Consider the following 19,063-nt stretch of genomic DNA (forward strand, 5'->3'; position numbering starts at 1 on the left):
ATCGGAACTGCACCACGCTCGATCAATCTGAAAACACCACACACACGCAGGTCAGACAGCGACTGCCCCGCTCAGCCCACGCTCCGGGCACCGCAGCCACTCCATAAATCGCTCAGAAAAACTGAGAAACCCCAGCCGCACCGACAGCGACAGCTCAGAAAAAAATGGGCGACGACACCGTCCGATACGGCGAGGCGCGCCTGCGGCCGTATAGGACATGCACCTTCCAGGCCAGGGTCAGACCTGCCTCGGCCCGCACGGCGGGCGCACAGTCTGCGACCGCGTTCCCTGCGAGCACCGCGGCAGCGATGCCCGGCAGCTCTCAAGCCGGCTCAGGCCGGAGGACAGCGGTCCCCGGGGCAGGCCGTGACGCTCCCGCCCAGAGCCCGGACCCTGTGTTCCACCCGGCCGCCCGCCACGTCCAGCCGCCGGGCGACATGCCTGCCGGCTGCATAAGCTTCGGCGACGGGCCTGGCTGCGGCACGCCGCGCCGAGGTCTTGCGCGGCGGGCCGCCAAGGAGCGGTTCAGGCCGGAGTGACGGCGAGCGTGCGGCGGTCCAGGTCAAGATGGACGGTGCCGCCGTTGTGTGCGCGCAGCCGGCGCCAGGCGGTGTAGCCGGTGAGGACGGCGTGCTCCCAGTCGGCCGCGCGACAGGTGCCGACTTCCAGGTGGGCCGTCATGTGGCCGATGGTGGTGAGCAGTTCGTTGTCGATGTGCGTGATGTCGGCTAAGTAGCGGTGCCGGGCGGCGTAGGAGAAGACCAGGGCCGAGATGCCCTCTTCGATGGCGATGGCGCGGCCGCCGTCCTCGGCCTCGTCCACCGCGGGATCGCTCCTGCGCTTGCGGCCGAGCAGGAAGCGGGTGACGGGCGACCATCCGAGGACGGCGGCGTGGGCGAGGTGGAAGGCGTCGTGGAATCGGTAGTCGTCCTCGACGCGGGATGCGCTGGTGAGGGGGTCGCCTGCGGGGGTGCCGTCTTCCCGGGTGAGCACGATGACGGTGCGTCCGTCTTGCTGGGTGGGCGTGAAGGTCAAGGCGGTCCGGCGCGGGAGCTGTTCGTGCTCGGGGAAGCGGTTGTCGAAGACGACGTGTTCGGCCTCGGGGGTGGTGCGCCAGCGGTCTTTGGCTTTCTCCAGGCCGGCAGCGGCGACATCGTCGAGGTCGAGGCCGAAGCGGTGGGAGAGGGCGGCCACGTACCACAGGACGTCACCGAGTTCTTCACGTAACTGGTGGGTGCTCTGTTCGTGGGAGGCACCATCGCGAAGGCGTTTTTTGTAGGCGGTGGCCAGGGAGCCGGCTTCTCCGGCCAGGCCGAGGAGGGGGACGAGTACGGGGTCGGTGCCAGCCGCCGGGGGCTGCAGCGTCTTGATGGCGGCTCGCTGGAAGCGGGGGAAGTCCACGACAACTCCTTGTTGAATCTTGGGACAAGAGCGTTGGATCAGCCGACAGCTTGTCCTACAGTAGGGCAAGCCCGTTGGAAAATCCGGCGATTGGGGAGAGCGCTGAGCACCGTCACACCGAGCACCGACGGCATCATCACGGTCATCATCGACTTCCTGGCGCAGCTGCAGGGCCGCAGCGCCGCCGACGTGCGCGCCGAGCTGGAGGCCGGCGGGCCGCAGATGCCGGTGGACTCCCTCCTCATCGTGGAGATCCTCACCCGGATCGAGACGCACTACGCGATCGCCATCCCGGCCGACCGCAAGTCGGCCCAGGCCACCCGGTCCGTGCGTGCCTTCGCCCACGCCGTCCTTGAGGCCATCATCGAAAGGCAGCAGTCATGACCCCCTCCCCTGACGCCCACCCGCGCGATCCGGAGCTTGCGCGGCTCGGGGCGCGGCTGAAGAAGATCCGCGACTATCTCAACATGTCCCAGCAGTTCGTCTCCGACAACACCGGCATCCCCCGCTCCGCCGTCAGTGACATCGAGCGCGGTGAGCGCCGGGTGGACAGCCTGGAGCTGAAGAAACTGGCCCGGCTCTACCGGCAGCCGGTCGCCTATTTCCTCGCCGAGGAGCCGGAAGCGGATCCTGGCGAATATGTCCTGGCCGGCCGTTTCCGGGCGCTGGCGGGGCTGACCGACGGCGACCAGAAGACGGTCATGGAATTCGCCGAGTACCTCTGCGCGCGGCGCGCCGCGGAACGGGAGGAGGCGGAGGCGGACGGCGCCCCGGGCGCGGGCGGGCATCCGTGAACTGGACGATGGCGCACCGTATCGCCGGGATGCGTGCCGTCCAGGCCCACCGCGACCTCGGCATCGACCGCACCCGGTACGTCCCCGTGCACCGGGCCCTTGGGACGGCCGGCGTGCTGGGCATGGCGCGGCCGATGCCGAGGCTGTTCGGTGTCTACTTCGCGCCCTTGGACAACGGTCCGGCCGTGCTGCTCAACGCGAACCTCAGCGCGATCACCCAGCGCCACACTGCGGCCCACGAGCTCGGTCACCACCTGTTCGGCCACCACACCGCGGCCGACGACGACCTGGACCCCGCCCTGCGCCGGGCCGGCGCCAAGTGGCCGGAGGAGGAAAAGCTCGCCGAGGCGTTCGCTGCCTGGTTCCTGATGCCCCGCCCGGCGGTGCAGGCCGGGCTCTTGCGGATCTGCCGCGGAACCTCCTTGGGCCCGGAGCACGTCTACCGGCTGGCCCAGGAACTGGGAACCTCCTATGCGGGAACGGTACGGCACCTGGACCACCTCCGGATGCTCGCCCCCGGCCAGGCCGGCTCCTGGCAAAAGATCACCCCCGCCGCGCTGCGCAGGTCACTGACCGGCGCGGAGCTGCCCGCCGGCCGCCAGGTGCACGTGCTCACCGAAGCCTCACACCAGCAGCAGGTGCACGCCGACGTGGGAGATGTGCTCCTGGCGCACGTCCCGGCGGCCTCCTTCACGGCCCTGCCCACCGGCCTGTCGTGCTGGCACGGCACGCCGGTGACATGCCCGGCCCTGGAGGTCACCGACGCGCTGGCCGAACCTGCCCAGCTCAAAATCGCTGCGGCGGGCCGGACAGCGCCGGTGGAAGTCACCGTGATCCGGGAGTCACCCCGGCACGGCATCGATCAGGTATGGCCCGACTGAAAGCGCCGCGGGATCCATCCGCGGCCGACGCGCCTGGAGGATGCATGCACACGTTCACCGTCACCGGCCGCGACATCACCAGTGCCTGGATCGCAGCCTGCAACGCCCTCGACCGCAAGCACAGCACGGACCGCACCGGCTTCCACACCGTCGTGCGCATCACCGATCCGGCCCGCGACGACCTGCGCTTCCGTACCGAGCTGGACCGGCTGCGCACCGCACGGGGCCACGAAGCGGTCGAGACGGTCGCCGCGACCCTCTTCCCCGCGGCCCTCGCCGCCACCTGCCCGGATCACGCCGCCCTGGTCGCCCGCTACCGCGCAATGTATGACCGGCTGAAGAAGTACCCGGGCAACACCCACGGAACCTACTTCGGACGTCTGGTCTCCTACCCCGGCCGCAAGCAACCCGAGTTCGACCAGCTCGGCCACATCATCGAGCGCCTGCGCACGCAGGCGGCCTCCAGGGGACCCATGACCGCCGCCTACGAGGCCGACCTCGTCCACCCCGGCGACCAGGAGCCATCGCTGCCCGCCGAGGCCGCCGTCCACACTCCCGGCCAAGACAACCTCTACCGCGGCTTTCCCTGCCTGAGCCACCTCTCCTTCCAGCTCTCGCGCGAAGGACGCGTGCATGCCACCGCGCTCTACCGCAGCCACTACATGGTCGAGCGCGCCTACGGCAACTACCTGGGGCTGGGCCGGCTGCTGGCCTACGTCGCCGCCCAGGCCCAGCTGATGCCCGGCTCCCTGACCGTGGTGGCCGGCCATGCACAGCTCGACGGCCCGGTCACGGCCCTGCGCCCGCTGCTGAGCGGCACTGCGCCGCTCGTCGCCTGACTACACCGTGCGGGTCGCAAGGCCGCCCAGACCCCACTTGGGCGGGAACCAGGCCACAACCGGTGCGGCATCGTGCCGGTAGGCCTGCTTGATGCGGCTGCGGCCGCTGATCCCGGCGATCTGCGGATGAGCGACCCGGGCGTACTTGTCGACCTCGCAGAAGAGGTTCTGGCAGTCGATCAGCTGCAGCGGCCGGCCCCGCAGCCCCGGAAAGGCCAGCCCCAGGCGGGCGAAGTGCCCGTCCTGGGTGTCGGCCATGTAGCGGATGACCTCCGCCTCGATCCCGTGGGCCGCCGGCCCGAAACACTTGCGGATCCCGTCCCGCGCCCCGGGGCCGGCCACCACGAAGTCCATCTCCGAAAACGGCATCGCCGCCGCATAGTTGAGGTCGATTAGATACTGGTAGGCCAAAAAGGGGCCGAGGGCCGGATAGCCCAGCAGCACCTCGAACGCGTCCTGCAGCCGTGGGGCCTGCTGCACCCGCTCGGGGGCACCGGTGGTCATCATCATCTCCAGCAGCCGCAGATGGTTCAGGTGCTTGCGCACCTCCCCCAGATGCGGTGGGGGGACGATGTAGGCAGCCGAGTACAGCCGCTCCCCTCGCGCGAAGGCCCGTGACAGCACCCGGCCGTAGGCGCGGAAGTCGTAGGTGTCCCAGCGCACCTCCCCCAGCTCTTCGGTGAGCAGCCGCCAGGTCGAGATCTTGTTGAAAATCTTGAACAGGAGCGTGCGGAAGAAGACCTCCTGCCACTCCTGCGCCCCGCGGTAGACCACGTCAGCGATCAGCACCTGACTGACCCGGTCCGCGGCCCTGAAGCAATTGGTGAACCGGTACCGCGACAGAATCGGATCACTGCTCCAGGGAGCCGGCGCGCCGGCCAGCCGCCGCTCATAGACTGCCTGCCGCTCGGCCGCGAACCTCCAGTAGGTGTCGAAGACCACCGTCGGCCGCAGCGTCCGTCCCGCCACCCGCACCTCGGCCGGCGGCGCGCCGCCCGGCCCGGCCGGAGTCCGACGCTCTTGCAGCAAGCTCACCATGACCCGCAATATATATTCGTTATAGGCGAGTTGTCAGCGAGGAGGAGCCGTGGAACTGCTGTGGCAGCAGCGGCGCCGCAACACCCTCGTCGCCTGGCCCGAGGAAGTCGACGAGCGCCTGGAAATCCTCGTGCGCGCCGCGGCCGCCGCCGGCGAGCAAACCTCCCGCTCCCAGGTCCTGGCGGCCCTTGTCGCCGCCGCCGAAGCCCACCCCGAAACCATGGCCGAACTGCTGCACGCCTACCGTCGCCTGCCAGCCGGCGCCCTCGCCGACGGCAACACCCGCGACGACCTTCCCACCGTCCGCGCCCCCGGGCCACGCCGAACCACACAGCACTAGCTTCCGCGCCCCATGGGTCGTCGACTGGCCCCACGAGTCCTGCGTGTACCAGATGCGTCAGCGTCTCGCCGTACGGCATACGTGCCCGGTCCCCGCCGAGGGGCCCTCTGCCATCGGCGCGCTGCCCGTGGTCCTGCACGGAGGAAGCCATCAGGTCCCAGAAGCCGGGGCTGCTGCCTGCCTGAGCCCACCGGTAAGGCAAGTGGTCGCAGAAGTTACTCAGCCTGCTCAGGCCGTGTACTGGCCGCACTGCCTGCCCGGTCGCTTCAGCAAGCCTGCTTTGACGGAACGACCCAGGATGGTGCGCAGTGATGTACGTGGGTCCGCAGTACCTTCGGGGCCCAACGCGCATCGTTCTCGGCCGGACGTATCGCGGCTAGTTCTGTCATTCGCAAGCATTCGCAAGCGTGATGCTGCCAGCAGTGAAGCCTTGTTCATGCGCTCGGCTGTCGCCTCGGACTCCTTGACTTCTTCGGCGCTGCCTCAATCCTGCGCGGCGGCGCCGCCTTCTCGTCGGCAGGAGTAGTCCGACGGGTTTTCGGCAGCCTTGGTGGATGCGGTGTCGTGCACAGGGCCCAGCCGTAGGACACCAGGAGACTCATAGTGCACTTGAAGGATCGTTTGTGCAGGTGAAAGCATCTCCTGGGCTGATTGGTTCGTGATCAACGGGGGGCGTGTTCCGCATGGGTGTCGTACTGCCGGGATGGGCCGACGAAATCCTCGACATCATCGGCGTGTCCTGGCCGAACGTCGACGAGGACGACTACCGCGAGATGGCGACGGCCATGCGCGAGTTCGCCGGCGACATCAACGACGGCGCGGGCCAGGCGCACGAGGCGGTCCAGGCGCTGGTCTCCTCGGCGGGCGGCGGCCAGGCCGCGGAGGCACTGAACGCCCACTGGAGCAAGATCAACGGCACCCACCTGGCCAAACTCGCCCAGTGCGGTGAACTGGCCGCCACCGCGCTGGACGGCGTGGCCGTCCTGATCGAGGGCGCCAAGCTCGGCGCGATCGTCCAGCTGGGCATCCTGGCCGCCGAGGTCATCGCGGCCCAGGCCGCCGCCCCCTTCACCTTCGGACTGTCCGAACTCGGCGCCCTGGCGGCGACGCAGACCACCCGCGTCATCGTCAAACGCCTCTTCAAGGAGGTCTGCCAGCAGGTCGCCGAACAGGTCGTCAGCATCGCCCTGACCCCGGTGGAGGAGGCGCTGGGCGCGATGGTCGGCGACCTCGTCGTCCAGCTCGGCGCCAACGCCCTGGGCGTCAAGGACGGCGTCGACCTGGGCCGGACCGCCAAGGCGGGCAAGGAGGGCTTCAGCCAGGGCGTCCAGGGCGCCAAGGACGCCGCCGGCAGCTCGATGCAACTGCTGAGCGCGGGCGGCGGGGGAGGCGGCGCGGGCGGCGGCTCCGGCAGCGGCGGCTTCACCTTCGACCACGACGCCCACGACAAGGCCGTCACCGGCCTGCAGAGCGCCGGCGGCCACTTCCGCAACAACGCCGGCGGCAAGATCGGCCGCGCCAAGAGCCACCACGGCCGCACCCGCGGCAAGGACGCCATCGCGGACGCCGCCAACACCATGCTCGACAAGGTCATCGACGGCATCGAGGACGCGGTCAAGAAATCCGCCAGACACCTCGACGACAGCATGACCCGCGGCGTCAAACAGATGGCCAAGAATCACAAGGAGAACGACAAGGGGCTGGCCGATCACTTCACCGGTCTCGGCAAGGGAGGCAAGAAGGACCCGAATGGGCCGAACGCGGGCGGAGGCGGCTCCCGCACCGGTGGTCAGCGCAGCGGAGGGGCGGGTAAGAGGGGCACGCCCTCCCTGCGCAAGGGGTCCCAGGACGCCGTGGCCAAGAGCAAGCCGATGAAGGGCCGCTGCAAGGGTGGCGACCCCATCGACATGGTGTCGGGCGAGATGCTCATGGAGCATACCGATGTCGAGCTGCCCGGGCTGCTTTCCCTGGTGCTGCAGCGCACCCACATATCGACCTACCGGTGGGGCCGGTGGTTCGGCCCGAGCTGGGCCTCGACGCTCGATCAGCGTCTGGAGCTCGATGACCGCGGAGCGGTGCTGGCCACCGAGGACGGCATGCTGCTCAGCTACCCCGTGCCGCGGCCGGCGGTCCCGGTCATGCCGGTGGCAGGGCCGCGGTGGCCCATGGAGTGGGACGGCCGCCCCGGCAGCCCCTTGTGTATCACTGATCCAGCAACGGGGCACACCCGGCACTTCGCCCCCGGTGCGGCGCCGGGCAGGGACGCAGGCCGTTTCATCCTGCGCATCGTTGCGGTCTCGGACCGCAACGGTCACCGGGTCGACTTCGACTACGGGTTTGACGGTGCGCCGACCGCTGTCCGTCATAGCGGCGGGTATCACGTCGCCATCGACACTGCGGACAACCGGGTGACCGCGCTGCGGCTGCTCGGCTCCCGCAACGGTGATACGGACGTTCCGCTCGTGCGTTACGGCTACACCGGCGGCCACCTGACGGAAGTCTCCAACGCGCAGGACCAGCCGCGGGTGTTCGAGTATGACGCCTGGTCGCGCATCACCTCCTGGACCGACCGCAACGGCAGCCGGTATGCCTACACCTACGACACCGAGCATCGCGTCGTCCGCGGCGAAGGCTCCGGCGGGTTCTTGAACTGCACCATCGCCTACGACACCCGGGAACGCACCACCAGGTACACCAATTCCCTGGGCCATACCACCACGCACCACTACAACGAACTGTTCCAGCGCACCGCCGTCACCGATGCCTTGGGCAACGTCTCGCACAGCGCCTGGGACCGCCACGACCGGCTGATATCCCAGACCGACGCGGTGGGGCGCACCACGCGCTATGGCTATGACGCCGCTGGCAACCTCACCGCCGTCACCCGTCCTGACGGCCACTGCTCTACCGCGCTCTACAACGACCTGGGTCTGCCGCTGCAGGTGACCGAACCGGACGGCGCCACCTGGCACCACACCTACGACGAGCAGGGCAACCGCCTGTCCACCACCGACCCGGCCGGTGCCGTCACGCGCTACGCCTACGACGGCTTCGGCCGGCCCGTGCAGGTCGCCGACGCCCTCGGGCATTCCCGCCGTCTGGTGTGCGATGCCGCCGGCCTGCCGGTACGGGTCACCGACGCCCTTGGGCAGGTCTCGGTCGCCGAGCGGGACAGCTTCGGGCGGGTGGTCTCCTTCACCGATCCGCTGGGACGTACCGAGCGTTTCGCCTGGACCACTGAAGGCCGACCGGTCTGGCGTGAGCACGCGGACGGCAGCCGCGACACCTGGAGCTGGGACGGTGAGGGAAATCTGACGGCCCACACCGACCGTCTGGGCAACACCACTTCGTACACTTTCACGCACTTCCACCAGGTCGCCTCCCGTACCTCGGCCGATGGCCGGATGCACACCTTCACCTACGACACCGAGGTGAACCTCGTGGGTGTGCGCAACCCCCAGGGCCACACCTGGCAGTACGAGTACGACCCGGTCAACCGGCTCGTCGGCGAGACCGACTTCAACCTGCGCACCCTCACGTACGCGCACGATGCCGCAGGCGAGCTGACCGCACGCAGCGACGGCCAAGGGGCGAGGACGACCTTTGTCCGCGACATCCTGGGGCGCCCCGTCGAACAGCGCACCGGCGAAGAAGTCACCACCTTCCACTACGACCTGTCCGGCGGCCTGGTGCATGCCGCCAACGCCGATACCGTCGTCACCCGGGCGTACGACGCCGTGGGCCGGGCCCTGAGCGAGACCGTCAACGGACGCACCACCTCCTACAGCTATGACCTGCTCGGCCGGCGGCTCAGCCGGCGCACCCCCTCGGGGGCCGTCTCGCGCTGGGCCTACGACCCCGCAGGCCGGCCCAGCAGGCTGGAGAGCGCCGGGAACGAACTGCACTTCTCCTTCGACGCCTCGGGGCGGGAGACATCCCGCACGCTCGGGGGCGGCAGCACCCTGGTGCAGACGTGGGACAACGCGGGCCGGGTGGCCTCCCAGTCCATCACCCGCGGCACGGGCGAGGCGCGCCTGCTGCTCCAGCACCGCGAGTACGCCTACCGCGCCGACGGGCACCTCGGCGCCGTCCACGAGCTGACGACCGGGACGCGGCGGTTCGACCACGACCTTGTGGGGCGCGTCACCGCGGTCCACGCGGCCGGCTGGGAGGAGACCTACGCCTACGACGCGGTCGGCAACCTGGCCCAGGCCGGCACCTCGGCTGCCTCCGGTACCGAAACGGCAACCGCCTTGGAGTTCAGCGGCACCCAGCTGCGCCGTGCGGGCCGCACCACCTACGCCTATGACGCCCAGGGCCGGCTGGTGCGCACCGTCAAGCACCTCCTCAACGGGCAGAAGCGAGCCCAGACCTACAGTTGGGACGCCGAGGGGCGGCTGGCCGGCACCGTCACCCCCGACGGCGTGCGGTGGCGCTACCAGTACGACCCCGCGGGCCGCCGCAGCGCCAAGCAGCGCCTGGCCCACGACGGCACCGCGCTCGAGGAGATCTGCTTCACCTGGGACGGCACCCGCCTTGCCGAGCAGGTCACCAGCGCCGGGCAGGCAACCACGTGGGACTACGCTCCGGGCAGCCACCGTCCGCTCGCCCAGCTCGAGCGCTCGCTCAGCGACGCCGAGGTCGACGCCCGCTTCCACGCCATCGTCACCGACCTCGCGGGCACCCCGACCGAGCTCGTCTGCTCCGAGGGCACCGTGGCCTGGCATCTGCGCACCACGGTATGGGGCGTCCCCTTCGCCGGGCAGGGCAGCGGCAGCACCGACTGCCCCCTGCGCTTCGCCGGGCAGTACGCCGATGCGGAGACCGGCTGGCACTACAACTATTTCCGGCACTACGACCCGCAGACCGCGCGGTACGTCAGCCCGGACCCGCTCGGGCTGGCCCCCGACCCCAACGACTACGCCTATGTCTGTGATCCGCTGATCTTCTGCGACCCGCTCGGCCTCGCCCGGATCCGGGGAGCCGGCGGCCGCTGGGAGCGCGACCCCAATTCCCCCCAGATTTCCCACAACCGTGATACGGAATACCCCGGCAGCTACCGTCAGTCGACACATGACCAGATGGCCGCGCGTTGGACGGACGAGGGGCTCGCCCAAGGCGGCGTGCCGGTCTACCAGAGCGGGCCGAACGCGGGAATGAGGATCCCGAGAAACGAACTGACGTGGCGTAACTCAGACGGTGACGTCGTCCCGTCGCACGAGCTCACCTACGAGCACCTCAACCCCGTCGTGGAGCACTGGAACAGCACTGGATACAATTCGGACCGGGCCACGAGAAACGACTTCTACAATAACGCCGACCACATGGAGCCCATGACGCGCAGTGAGAATTCCAGCGGCGGGGCCCGCATGGGTGTGACTTACCGGCAGGATACCGGCCCCAACTATTCCTGCAATTAGCGTAGAGTGAGGAACTGGAGACACCCAGATGGACCTGACAGCAAAAATTTCCGGCCTCCCCGGAGCTGCACCTTTGGACGGAGTGCCGGAAGCTTGGCACTGGTCACCGAATCCCCGTTTCAACTTCTTTGCGGCACTGACCGAGGACGGCAAGCATCTGTTCCAGGTCAATGTGATGGACGCCTGCGACCAGGACCTGGTGCGCGCAATGCTGCGATTCGCCCGCGAGCACTCCCGCGAGGCGACCGCCCCCGGCCGTTTCATGGTGCCCATCACAGGCTTCAGCCACCCCGGCTACGGATTCGACACCCTGGCATCCGTCCCTCCAGGCGTGCACGGGTACCTGGCCAGGGAACATCCGGATCTCCATTCCGTCGCCTACGCCGTTTTCCCCGGCTACCGCACGGAATTCTCGGGGTCCGAGAGCGAGGACGAGGCCCGGACGCGGGTCCGCAAGATGCTGCGGCCGACGGCCCTCGGCCGTGAACCGGTCCCGTTCCTCAAAATGCGCTACGACAACACACGGACCAAAAGCCGAAGCACCGGACCGGAGCGCGGGCTCGCCACACTCCCCGTCCTGCTGCAAGAACTGGAACTCCTGCAGCACGCCCCCGGAAGCTTTGTGGAATGGGAGAACCGCCACGGCGACATCTGGCAGGCCCGCTGGGACGACGGCCTGCGCCTCCAGGGCCCGTCGGTGCCCGACCGACCGGCCGACTCCGATGGCCTCCTCGCCTTCGCCGAGAAAACCGTGGCCGGTAGCCCATCACCGGCATAGCACTCCGGCCGTGCACTGTCCCGGAGAGATCACGACTCGCACCCGCAGGAAACCCCGACGCCGGGCAGCGCCCCGACGCTGTTCACCGAGTAACGGCAGCCGGCCTCCAGCCGGTTAGCCGCGCCCGGCCGGGGCAAAACCAGACGAAGTCACTCGCGGCCGAGTGGGCAGGCAACGCCGGGCGGGGCTGCCGAGGCGGCGAACCGGCTGGAGGCTGGCTGCCGTACCAGCCGGAAGGGCACAGCCCCGCCCTGAGCTCATTAGAGTCGGCGAGATGGTGACACCGGCGCTGCGAGCCCGCACATGGAGCGGTCAGACCTTCGACAACCCCACCGAGGAGACCCTGTTCGACCTGCTGAGCGAGATGAATCTGCGCCACCGCTACCTGACCGTGGAACGCCTTACCACCGAGCCGTCCGGCCAGCATTACATGCAGGTCCGCCTCAATGACGACTGGAGCTGCCATCTGGAATACCGGGACGGCGGATCCGAACAGCGCTTCCAGGCCCGCGTACCGGGGCCGTTCGAGATGGCCGGACACGACATCGCGGCTCGCGTCCTCACCTCCTGGGCCTTCGGCGTCCCCGGGTGGAAGGAAGCTCTTCCGTGGGTACAGGAACAGGACCCTCACGGCCAGCCTTAGAGGCGCAGCGCAACCAGTCCCGCCTCACTGTTTCTTACAAGCCTGACTGCGGATCCGGTCGACTCGCCGCACTGCGGCCGCCCGTCCTCGCCCCGGGCACCGCTGCGGTGTACCGCAAACGGCACTGCGCCCCGGAAGAGGTGAGCAGACAGCGAAGACGACTGTGCGCGCTGTCACCACCGACAGGCGGCGTGCTGAATGCAGGCTGCCGAGGCGCGCAAAAGCCTGCTGGCGAAGTGCGGCGGCTCCGGGGCAGCGAGGACCCCTACCCGGTCAGGGGGCGGCGTGGGCTTGGCCTTGGGGGTGGTGGTGGATCCAGGACAGGCCGCCGAGGTCGAGGTGGCGGCGGGCGCGGGTGACGGCGACGTAGGCGAGGCGGGCGTCGGCTGCGTCGATCGGCGGGGGTACGGGGCGGCCGTGCTCGTCCTGCTCGCCGGTGTCGCGCGGTGGCTGGAAGTCCTCGGCGATGCGGACGGCGGGCCATTCGCGGCCCTTGGCCTTGTGGGCGGTCGAGATGGTCACCTCGGCCTGGTCTTCGGGCACGAGCTGGTGGACGGCGGTGAGGATGGCGTCGGTGCCGTGGGCATCGACCAGGTCGACCAGCGGTTGCAGGTCGCGGCCGGCCGGGTCGTGGGCGGCGTAGTCCTGCAGTTCGCCCCAGCAGGTGAACAGCACCAGTTCCGGGTGGTGGGTGCGGCGGCCTTCTTTGAGGTCGCGGGCGGCCAGGGCCAGGGTCCGCAGGCTCTCCCCTCCCCCGGCCAGGGCCACGCGGTGGCCGAGCGCGAGCTGCTGCAGGACCTCGCCCAGGGCGCCGACGTTGGTGCGGCACAGTACAGCGTCCGCCCCGTCTGCGGTGCCGATCGCGGTGGGCACCGTGTCGCTGCCGGTCAGGCGCAGGGGGGCGTCGGCAAGGCTGAGCCAGCGGTTGGCCTCGCGGGCCAGGTGGGGGCCGAAGCGGAAGGAGCGGGACAGGGCCAGGGCGGTGCCGTCGAAGCCGGTCATGACGTCTTTGGCGCCGCGCCAGTGGTAGATGGCCTGGGCGGAGTCGCCGACCATGACCAGCTGGGCGTGGTCCCGCTGGGCGGTGAAGACCTGTTCGACGACGGGGTTGGTGTCCTGGGCCTCGTCCAGCAGGAGGAAGTCGGCGTCCAGGCGGGGGCGGGTCAGGGCCCAGATCTTCAGGTAGTGGTCGTGGTCGAAGCGGACGATGCCGTTGTCGGGGCGCTGCAGGTCGGTCCATGCCTTGTGGGCGTACGGGGCGAGGTAGTGGGCGAGTTCGGCGTGCAGCGCCGGATCTTCGAGGCCGCGCAGCGGGGGGACGTGGTCAGGGGTGAGGGCGGGGTCGGCGGAGTGGCAGAAGCGGGTCACGGTGCGCAGGACGGTGTAGGAGAGGGTCTTGGGCGTCAGCAGGCGTTCGCCGAACTGCAGCACCTTGGTCAGGCCGAGGTCCTGAGCGGTGTGCCAGGCGGGGCGGCGGGGTGCGTTCAGGCGGCCGGCGTAGCGGTGGCCGGTGGCGGCGAAGGCCAGGGCGTGGGCGGTTTTGCAGGTGACGGTGGCGGGGAAGCGGGTGGCGGCGTCGTGGGCGATGGCGCGGTTGTAGGCGAGGTAGCGGCCGCGGCGCCGGGTGCCGTGGGCAAGGAGGGCGAGGGTGGTGGTCTTGCCGGTGCCGGCGCCGGCCTGCAGGGCCAGGTGGTCGCCGGCGTGGAAGCGGTCCGCCGCGGCGGCCTGTTCGTCGGTGGGCTTCATGGTCGGGGCTCCGGTGGTGAGGGGCGCCTGGCGGTCCGGTAACGCGTCGCAGGCCGCTGGAGGACGTGGCGGTCCGCAGATGGCGGAGTCGGCGCGAGCGAGGACGCTTTCGGACGCGGAGGAGACGGGCGCTGAGGTGATGCACTCGGTGTTACGGCCGCGCGCGGTGGTGGCGGGCGGTGGTGGGCAGGCGTGGGTGGATGTGCTGGTGGTGCAGGAGCGGGTCGAAGGGCTCCCACTGTGCGCAGGCGGTGTCGGCGGCGGCCGGGGCGGCGGCGTGGACGGGGCAGCGCTGCGCGCGCCAGCGCAGCTGCTCGCCGTACGGCAGGCCGGTCAGGTCGTAGACGGCCATGAGGGTGTCGGGCAGGGGCAGCTGGCCGGTGGCCGGGGCGGCGGGCAGCAGGGCCCAGGTGCCCGGCGGGGCGTCCGGGGCCAGGAGGGCGCGGGTGCAGCGGTGGCGGGTGCGGGTCTGGGCCACGCACCGCAGGTCCTCGACGGGGCACGGGGCGAGGTAGCGCACGTACAGCAGGCGCACGACGGGCCGAGCCGGCCGGCAGGGGACGGTCGGCGGTGCGGGCTCGGCGGGCGGCGGCGGAAGGGCTCCGGCGTCCTTGAGGCGGCGGGTGCGCAGCGCCAGGCGGCGCCGGAGGGCGCGTAGTTGGGGTGTGGGGTCGGGCGGGGCGGTGCGGGCGGGGCACAGGCTCTGGTGGGTGATGCGGCACCAGGCGCTTCCGTCGTCGGCGGGGTGGGCGATGCCGGAGCTCAGGTGCCAGCGCTCGTCGGCGGGGACGACGGCGCAGGGCAGTTCAGCAGGGTGCAGCGGGACCGGGCTGCCGTCGGTGAGGTAGCACCACTCGATGGGATTACCGCAGTGGCGGCACCGGTCGCACTGGGCGCTGCGCAGCAGCCGGCTGGGGCTGTCGGCGGCCACGCGCAGCCAGCGCCGGGGGCGGGCTGTGTGGCGGGGGCTGCCGTCCCAATGGCGGCCGGCGGGCGGTGAAGAGCGCATGGCGGCGAAGGTCGCAGGCGACACGCCCCGGGCGGCTCATCATGGCCAGGCAGGTCCCCCGGACGGCGGCAGCCGGCAGGACATGCGTGCGAGGCGTCGGTCTGGCGTTCCCCGCCGGTCGCCGGTTCGAGTGATGTTGCCAGGGAGAGTGCGCGGCGCCGCCGGCCAGTTAGCCAGGACTGCCGGTGGGAGGCTCGTGGCCGTCACACAGGGCGGCGAAGAGTCGGTCGAGCGGGGTGCCCAGGGCGTGGGCGAGGGCGTGCCAGGTCTTGAGGGTGCCGATGGTGCGGCCCTGCTCGATTTCGATGAGGGTGCGGCGGGCCAGGCCGCTGCGGGCGGCGAGTTCGTCGTACGTCCAGCGCCGCTCGGCCCTCAGCCGCGCAAGCTCCAGGCGCAGCGCGGTGAGGTTCGGGTCGGGCGGGAAGATCGTCACCCCACCATCCGAAGGGGCAGACCCCTGCCCTGTCAGTGCAGACCTCTGCCCTATTTGCGCAGGTGGGGCGCCGGAGGCGACCCAGCGGGAGGGCAGAGGTCTGCACTACGGTGCGGCCGACCCCCGTCCGCGACCGGCCGGGACGAAAGCCATGAGCGGTATGGACCAGGAAGGAAGCGGACCCGTGAGGCGCTCCCCCACGCACACTGCGGTGCGGCGCACCTGGACCGTGGAGCTACGCCCACAGCCGAGCGGCCCGGTACTCGACTGCCCCTCCTGCATGCCTCGCACCCGCCCGCTGCTGGCCGAATCGGCACGTTCGGCAGCCCTGCACCATCTGGCCCAGCACGCCCGCGAAGACGCCCTGCCACTGCACCTGCGCACCTGCCAGTGCCAGACGCGCGGCTGTCGCTGGCACCCCCCGCACCGCGGCTGCACCGGCCCCGTCCTGCTCGTCCTCGCGCGAGACTGCGGCGGACGCCGGTGGCGACTGGCCGATACCTGCGCCGCCTGCGCGGCGGTAACCCCCCAGGCCGCCGCGGTACCCGACACCCTGCTCGCCCACCCGGTCGCCCCCACCGCGCCCCGCCGACCGGCCCCAGACCGTCCAGGGCCGGGTGAGCGGGAGCGCGTCAGGCAAATGCTCACCTACCTCGCCGCCGCCCTCCCCCGCTTCTGCTCCCCCACCGCCCGGCTGCTCGCCCTGCAATGCGCCCTGCGCGCCGATCGCCACGGGCGTGCCCGTCTGCCCAGCGGGCTTCTGCGCGGGATGCGTCTGGGCGGCAACGCCGTGCCCTGGCACGAACTCACCCACGCCGGCTGGCTGCGCCCCATGGCGAGCGCGGAGCACAATCGCCCCGGCATGACGGCGCAACTACTGGACTCTGCCGTCCTCGCTCAGGCCCCCACCCGCAGCGACCGAGCACGTGCCGCTCACTGGGCCCTGCACCCCGCACCTTTGACCATTGCCCACGGGATGCCGCCGGCCGTCCATCTGGCCGCGCTGGCCCTCGCTGCCCACACCGCCCTGCGTACCGGCAGCGCCGAGACCGAACAACTCACCCGGCTCATCGGGCTTCCCCTCACACAGGTGGAAGACCTGCTCGACCGCCTGATCCTCACACGCGTCCTTGACTCTTGGCACCACGATGTCCGCAACGAAAGCCTGCGGTGGTACTTGCCCCTCTTCACCGCTTGGACCCGCCACCTGACACCGCCCGGCATCTGACTGCCGGACCGTGATCGTGACCATGGCGGACATCGCAGTTCTGGACTTCATCTTCGCCTTCGGCAACATCTAAGCGCTCGCCCTGCGCCTTGATGTTCCCCGTCCGATCGCCCCCGTAGTGGACCCGCCTGTCATCGTCCTCTTGATCGCGCTGCGAATCCTGCCCCTGCACGCCCTGTCTCAGGCGGTGTTGCGGGCCAGTATCCGGCTGCTGCACCTGCGCGAGCTCCTCCCCTGACCCTGAACACAGCCGAACCGCTGCTGGCCAGACGCTACAGACGCATCTGGCCAGGGCATCGTCGCCCCGCTCCTCCTGCTCGACTGGGCACACATCGACCCCACCCGGACGGGCCTGCCTGGATACCGTCGCCCCGCTCCTGCTCCTGGGCTGGGGTCACGACGGCCCCACCTTCCTCGCCCACTTCCACACCACCGCACACCCACCACCGCACACCTGGAGGACGCCACCACATCTGCCCCAGCGCCCATCGCTGAGCCGGTGTCCACTCCGGTGTCTGCTCCCGAGACGGCGGCCCCGGCCCCCGCCGCGGCACCTGCGCCGCCCCGGCCGAAGTGCCCACTGTGATCGAGGTGCCCGACTCCGCCCCCACCCCGGCCATCACCAAGGCTCCTGCCACCGGCTCCCACCCGGCCCTGCCCGCAGCCCTGCTGAGTGCGGCCCGGCGCATCGCGGACACCCACCACGCCGAGCACGGAACACCGGTCACCTCCGCCCAGCTCGCAACCCGCATGGGCGTCGCCCTGCCGGTGGCCACCGCCGCCCTCGCTCAGCTCTGAGCCACCCCGGCCACCGGCCGGAACACCCCTCCCTCGAAAGCCACGCCCGCCCGATGGGCCTGGTTCGTCACGCCCCGAGCAGCACCAACACGCCTACAGCCACGGCCGGTTGCTGCTCGGGGCCCCGCCCCGACAGAAGGGAACGCCCCGAATGGTCACCCTGAACCTGCGCCACGTGGCCCCGCCGTGCGGGACCTGCTCCACCTCGTCAACCACCCCGACTCCGAATACGCACAGCAGCAGAGCGAACGCCTCAGCGGCTGCACCGAACCCGTCCGCCTGACCAACCGCACCGCCACCGTCGACACCACGACCGGTGAGGTCCTGCGCGCCTACACCTCCTCCGCCGAGCCCACCGGCAGCCTGCTCACCGCGACGCGCCTCCCGCTGCCCGGCCTGCTCCCGCCTCTACGCCGTCGACACCTACCACCTCATCCGTGCCGGCCTCTCCGGCGGCAAGACCGTCCCCGACACCGTCCGCGCACACCCCCGCGTCTTCGTCACTCTCACCCCGCCGTCCTTCGGCCCCGTCCATAACCGCCCCACCACGCCCGGCAGCGACATCCGCCCCTGCCGCTGCCGCAAGCTCCACGAACCCACGGAAATCCTGCTCGGGACGCCGCTGAACCCGGCAACGTACGACTACGCGGGCGCGGTTCTTTTCAACGCCCACACCGGAGCCTTGTGGGCCCGCTTCACCACATACCTGCGCCGCGAGATCGCCGCCCAGCTCGGCATGACTCAGAAGGCCGCCCACACGGTCCTGCGGGTCTCCTTCGCCAAGGTCGCCGAGTACCAGCAGCGCGGCCTGGTCCACTTCCACGCCGTCATCCGCCTCGACGGCCCGGACGGCACCAGCCAACCCCCGCCGCCGTACGCCACAGTCGCCGTGCTCACCGACGCCGTACGCGCCGCCGCTGCACGGGTCCGCGTCACGGTGGAGTCGGATGCGGTCGGGGAACGCGAACTCTCCTGGGGCGAACAGCTCGACGTACGCGAGATCGCCGCCTTGGCGCGGACGCCGAATTCGCTGATCAGGCCGTGGCCGCCTACGTGGCGAAGTACGCCTACGCCTCCGACACCCTCGACCGCGCCCTGTTCTGCCGCCCCTGCCAGGGACGCGGCGCCGCCCTCCTACCCCACGGAACTCCGCTCCCCTGCACCGCGTGCAACGGGGCCGGACAGTCCCGCCCCCTGCCCTGGCCAAGCTCGCCGAGAAGATCGTCGCCAGCAACCGTAGCCTCCCCATCCCCTCCGCGCAGTGCAGCGTGGCCGGGTAACTGACGTACTGGCTGGGGACCGTCGCCGTCCACCACCTCCGCGAGAACACTCACACCCGCTACACCGCCTGCGTCAACCGGTACCTCATCCCCGGCCTGGGCAAGAAGAAGCTCACCAAGCTCACGGCCAAAGATGTTCGCACCTGGCTCAACCAGCTCCGCACCACCTGCCAGTGCTGCACTCGCCGCATCGACGCCCGGCGCGACCAGCCCCGCTGCTGCGCAATCGGCCAGTGCTGCCACAAGCTGCTCTCCCCGCTGACGCTCACCTACATCCACTCCGTCCTCAAATCCGCCCTGGAGCACGCCATCCGCGAAGAGCAGTTCCCGCGCAACGTCGCCCGCAACGTCCGCACCAGCACCCCACGGCCCCGACACTTCGAACCCCTCACCCCCTGACCACGCACGGCAACGGCGGCGCTGATCAATCCCGAC

15 protein-coding genes and 2 pseudogenes are annotated in these 19,063 nt (G+C 70.5%); 12 read left to right on the forward strand and 5 right to left on the reverse strand.

Annotation, left to right across the window (positions count from 1 at the left end):
* Window positions 1–525: 525 nt before the first annotated feature.
* A complete protein-coding gene (locus tag OEIGOIKO_RS00205; protein WP_125050635.1) occupies window positions 526–1,401 on the reverse strand; it encodes a nucleoside triphosphate pyrophosphohydrolase family protein in 876 nt (291 codons plus the stop codon).
* Window positions 1,402–1,491: 90 nt separating this feature from the next.
* Between OEIGOIKO_RS00205 and OEIGOIKO_RS00210 the strand changes: the two genes are divergently transcribed.
* The 4 genes from OEIGOIKO_RS00210 to OEIGOIKO_RS00225 are packed head-to-tail and all read left to right on the forward strand — an operon-like array spanning window position 1,492 to window position 3,915.
* Window positions 1,492–1,785 (forward strand): acyl carrier protein, encoded by a 294-nt coding sequence (locus OEIGOIKO_RS00210; protein WP_246177088.1) that lies wholly within the window; start codon window positions 1,492–1,494, stop codon window positions 1,783–1,785.
* Complete coding sequence (locus OEIGOIKO_RS00215; protein WP_125050637.1) at window positions 1,782–2,195, forward strand: helix-turn-helix domain-containing protein; 414 nt, start codon at window positions 1,782–1,784, stop codon at window positions 2,193–2,195. Before OEIGOIKO_RS00210 ends, OEIGOIKO_RS00215 begins: the two co-directional genes overlap by 4 nt.
* Window positions 2,192–3,076, forward strand: a complete 885-nt coding sequence (locus tag OEIGOIKO_RS00220) for an ImmA/IrrE family metallo-endopeptidase (RefSeq protein ID WP_125050639.1) — start codon at window positions 2,192–2,194, stop codon at window positions 3,074–3,076. Before OEIGOIKO_RS00215 ends, OEIGOIKO_RS00220 begins: the two co-directional genes overlap by 4 nt.
* Window positions 3,077–3,120: 44 nt before the next feature.
* Entirely contained in the window at window positions 3,121–3,915 is a 795-nt protein-coding gene (locus OEIGOIKO_RS00225; protein WP_246177089.1) for a thymidylate synthase family protein, read from the forward strand.
* Here the strand turns inward: OEIGOIKO_RS00225 and OEIGOIKO_RS00230 are convergent, their stop codons facing one another.
* Window positions 3,916–4,953: a nucleotide kinase domain-containing protein gene (locus OEIGOIKO_RS00230; RefSeq protein WP_174857103.1), complete on the reverse strand. Its 1,038-nt coding sequence runs from the start codon at window positions 4,951–4,953 to the stop codon at window positions 3,916–3,918.
* Window positions 4,954–5,002: 49 nt separating this feature from the next.
* Here OEIGOIKO_RS00230 and OEIGOIKO_RS00235 point away from each other — a divergent pair, with 49 nt between their 5' ends.
* The 4 genes from OEIGOIKO_RS00235 to OEIGOIKO_RS00250 all read left to right on the forward strand — a co-directional run bounded on the left by OEIGOIKO_RS00235 (window position 5,003) and on the right by OEIGOIKO_RS00250 (window position 12,134).
* Window positions 5,003–5,293 carry a hypothetical protein gene (locus tag OEIGOIKO_RS00235; protein ID WP_125050643.1) on the forward strand — a complete coding sequence of 97 codons (291 nt, stop codon included), beginning with the start codon at window positions 5,003–5,005 and terminating at the stop codon, window positions 5,291–5,293.
* Window positions 5,294–5,976: 683 nt separating this feature from the next.
* Window positions 5,977–10,713 carry a DUF6531 domain-containing protein gene (locus OEIGOIKO_RS00240; RefSeq protein WP_125050645.1) on the forward strand — a complete coding sequence of 1,579 codons (4,737 nt, stop codon included), beginning with the start codon at window positions 5,977–5,979 and terminating at the stop codon, window positions 10,711–10,713.
* 28 nt (window positions 10,714–10,741) lie between these two features.
* Window positions 10,742–11,491 (forward strand): hypothetical protein, encoded by a 750-nt coding sequence (locus tag OEIGOIKO_RS00245; protein ID WP_125050647.1) that lies wholly within the window; start codon window positions 10,742–10,744, stop codon window positions 11,489–11,491.
* A 274-nt stretch (window positions 11,492–11,765) separates the two neighbouring features.
* The gene (locus OEIGOIKO_RS00250; RefSeq protein ID WP_125050649.1) at window positions 11,766–12,134 is read left to right on the forward strand and encodes a hypothetical protein; all 369 of its coding nucleotides are present in this window, start codon (window positions 11,766–11,768) and stop codon (window positions 12,132–12,134) included.
* A gap of 273 nt (window positions 12,135–12,407) precedes the next feature.
* Here OEIGOIKO_RS00250 and OEIGOIKO_RS00255 read toward each other — a convergent pair whose 3' ends face one another.
* The 3 genes from OEIGOIKO_RS00255 to OEIGOIKO_RS00265 all read right to left on the reverse strand — a co-directional run bounded on the left by OEIGOIKO_RS00255 (window position 12,408) and on the right by OEIGOIKO_RS00265 (window position 15,322).
* Complete coding sequence (locus OEIGOIKO_RS00255) at window positions 12,408–13,880, reverse strand: UvrD-helicase domain-containing protein (RefSeq protein ID WP_125050651.1); 1,473 nt, start codon at window positions 13,878–13,880, stop codon at window positions 12,408–12,410.
* 151 nt (window positions 13,881–14,031) lie between these two features.
* Window positions 14,032–14,889 carry a DUF6083 domain-containing protein gene (locus OEIGOIKO_RS00260; RefSeq protein WP_125050653.1) on the reverse strand — a complete coding sequence of 286 codons (858 nt, stop codon included), beginning with the start codon at window positions 14,887–14,889 and terminating at the stop codon, window positions 14,032–14,034.
* A gap of 169 nt (window positions 14,890–15,058) precedes the next feature.
* A complete protein-coding gene (locus OEIGOIKO_RS00265) occupies window positions 15,059–15,322 on the reverse strand; it encodes a helix-turn-helix transcriptional regulator (RefSeq protein WP_125050655.1) in 264 nt (87 codons plus the stop codon).
* Between the two features lie 280 nt (window positions 15,323–15,602).
* Here OEIGOIKO_RS00265 and OEIGOIKO_RS00270 point away from each other — a divergent pair, with 280 nt between their 5' ends.
* The 4 genes and pseudogenes from OEIGOIKO_RS00270 to OEIGOIKO_RS00285 form a co-directional block, all read left to right on the forward strand.
* Complete coding sequence (locus OEIGOIKO_RS00270; protein ID WP_246177090.1) at window positions 15,603–16,550, forward strand: hypothetical protein; 948 nt, start codon at window positions 15,603–15,605, stop codon at window positions 16,548–16,550.
* 582 nt (window positions 16,551–17,132) lie between these two features.
* The gene (locus tag OEIGOIKO_RS42415) at window positions 17,133–17,348 is read left to right on the forward strand and encodes a hypothetical protein (RefSeq protein WP_246177091.1); all 216 of its coding nucleotides are present in this window, start codon (window positions 17,133–17,135) and stop codon (window positions 17,346–17,348) included.
* 186 nt (window positions 17,349–17,534) lie between these two features.
* Window positions 17,535–18,303 (forward strand): annotated as a pseudogene (locus tag OEIGOIKO_RS00280) (replication initiator); the annotation flags it as partial.
* 235 nt (window positions 18,304–18,538) lie between these two features.
* A pseudogene (locus tag OEIGOIKO_RS00285) lies at window positions 18,539–19,021 on the forward strand (tyrosine-type recombinase/integrase); the annotation flags it as partial.
* Between the last annotated feature and the right edge of the window lie 42 nt (window positions 19,022–19,063).

Origin of the sequence: Streptomyces paromomycinus, assembly GCF_003865155.1 — a bacterium.
Taxonomy (GTDB): domain Bacteria; phylum Actinomycetota; class Actinomycetes; order Streptomycetales; family Streptomycetaceae; genus Streptomyces; species Streptomyces chrestomyceticus.

Excerpts from the sequence above, each read along its gene's own strand:
- OEIGOIKO_RS00255 (WP_125050651.1), bottom strand. The coding sequence starts at position 13,880 with ATGAAGCCCACCGACGAACAGGCCGCCGCGGCGGACCGCTTCCACGCC.
- OEIGOIKO_RS00240 (WP_125050645.1), top strand. The coding sequence starts at position 5,977 with ATGGGTGTCGTACTGCCGGGATGGGCCGACGAAATCCTCGACATCATC.
- OEIGOIKO_RS00245 (WP_125050647.1), top strand. The coding sequence starts at position 10,742 with ATGGACCTGACAGCAAAAATTTCCGGCCTCCCCGGAGCTGCACCTTTG.
- OEIGOIKO_RS00230 (WP_174857103.1), bottom strand. The coding sequence starts at position 4,953 with ATGGTGAGCTTGCTGCAAGAGCGTCGGACTCCGGCCGGGCCGGGCGGC.
- OEIGOIKO_RS00215 (WP_125050637.1), top strand. The coding sequence starts at position 1,782 with ATGACCCCCTCCCCTGACGCCCACCCGCGCGATCCGGAGCTTGCGCGG.
- OEIGOIKO_RS00270 (WP_246177090.1), top strand. The coding sequence starts at position 15,603 with ATGCCTCGCACCCGCCCGCTGCTGGCCGAATCGGCACGTTCGGCAGCC.
- OEIGOIKO_RS00260 (WP_125050653.1), bottom strand. The coding sequence starts at position 14,889 with ATGCGCTCTTCACCGCCCGCCGGCCGCCATTGGGACGGCAGCCCCCGC.
- OEIGOIKO_RS00250 (WP_125050649.1), top strand. The coding sequence starts at position 11,766 with ATGGTGACACCGGCGCTGCGAGCCCGCACATGGAGCGGTCAGACCTTC.
- OEIGOIKO_RS00225 (WP_246177089.1), top strand. The coding sequence starts at position 3,121 with ATGCACACGTTCACCGTCACCGGCCGCGACATCACCAGTGCCTGGATC.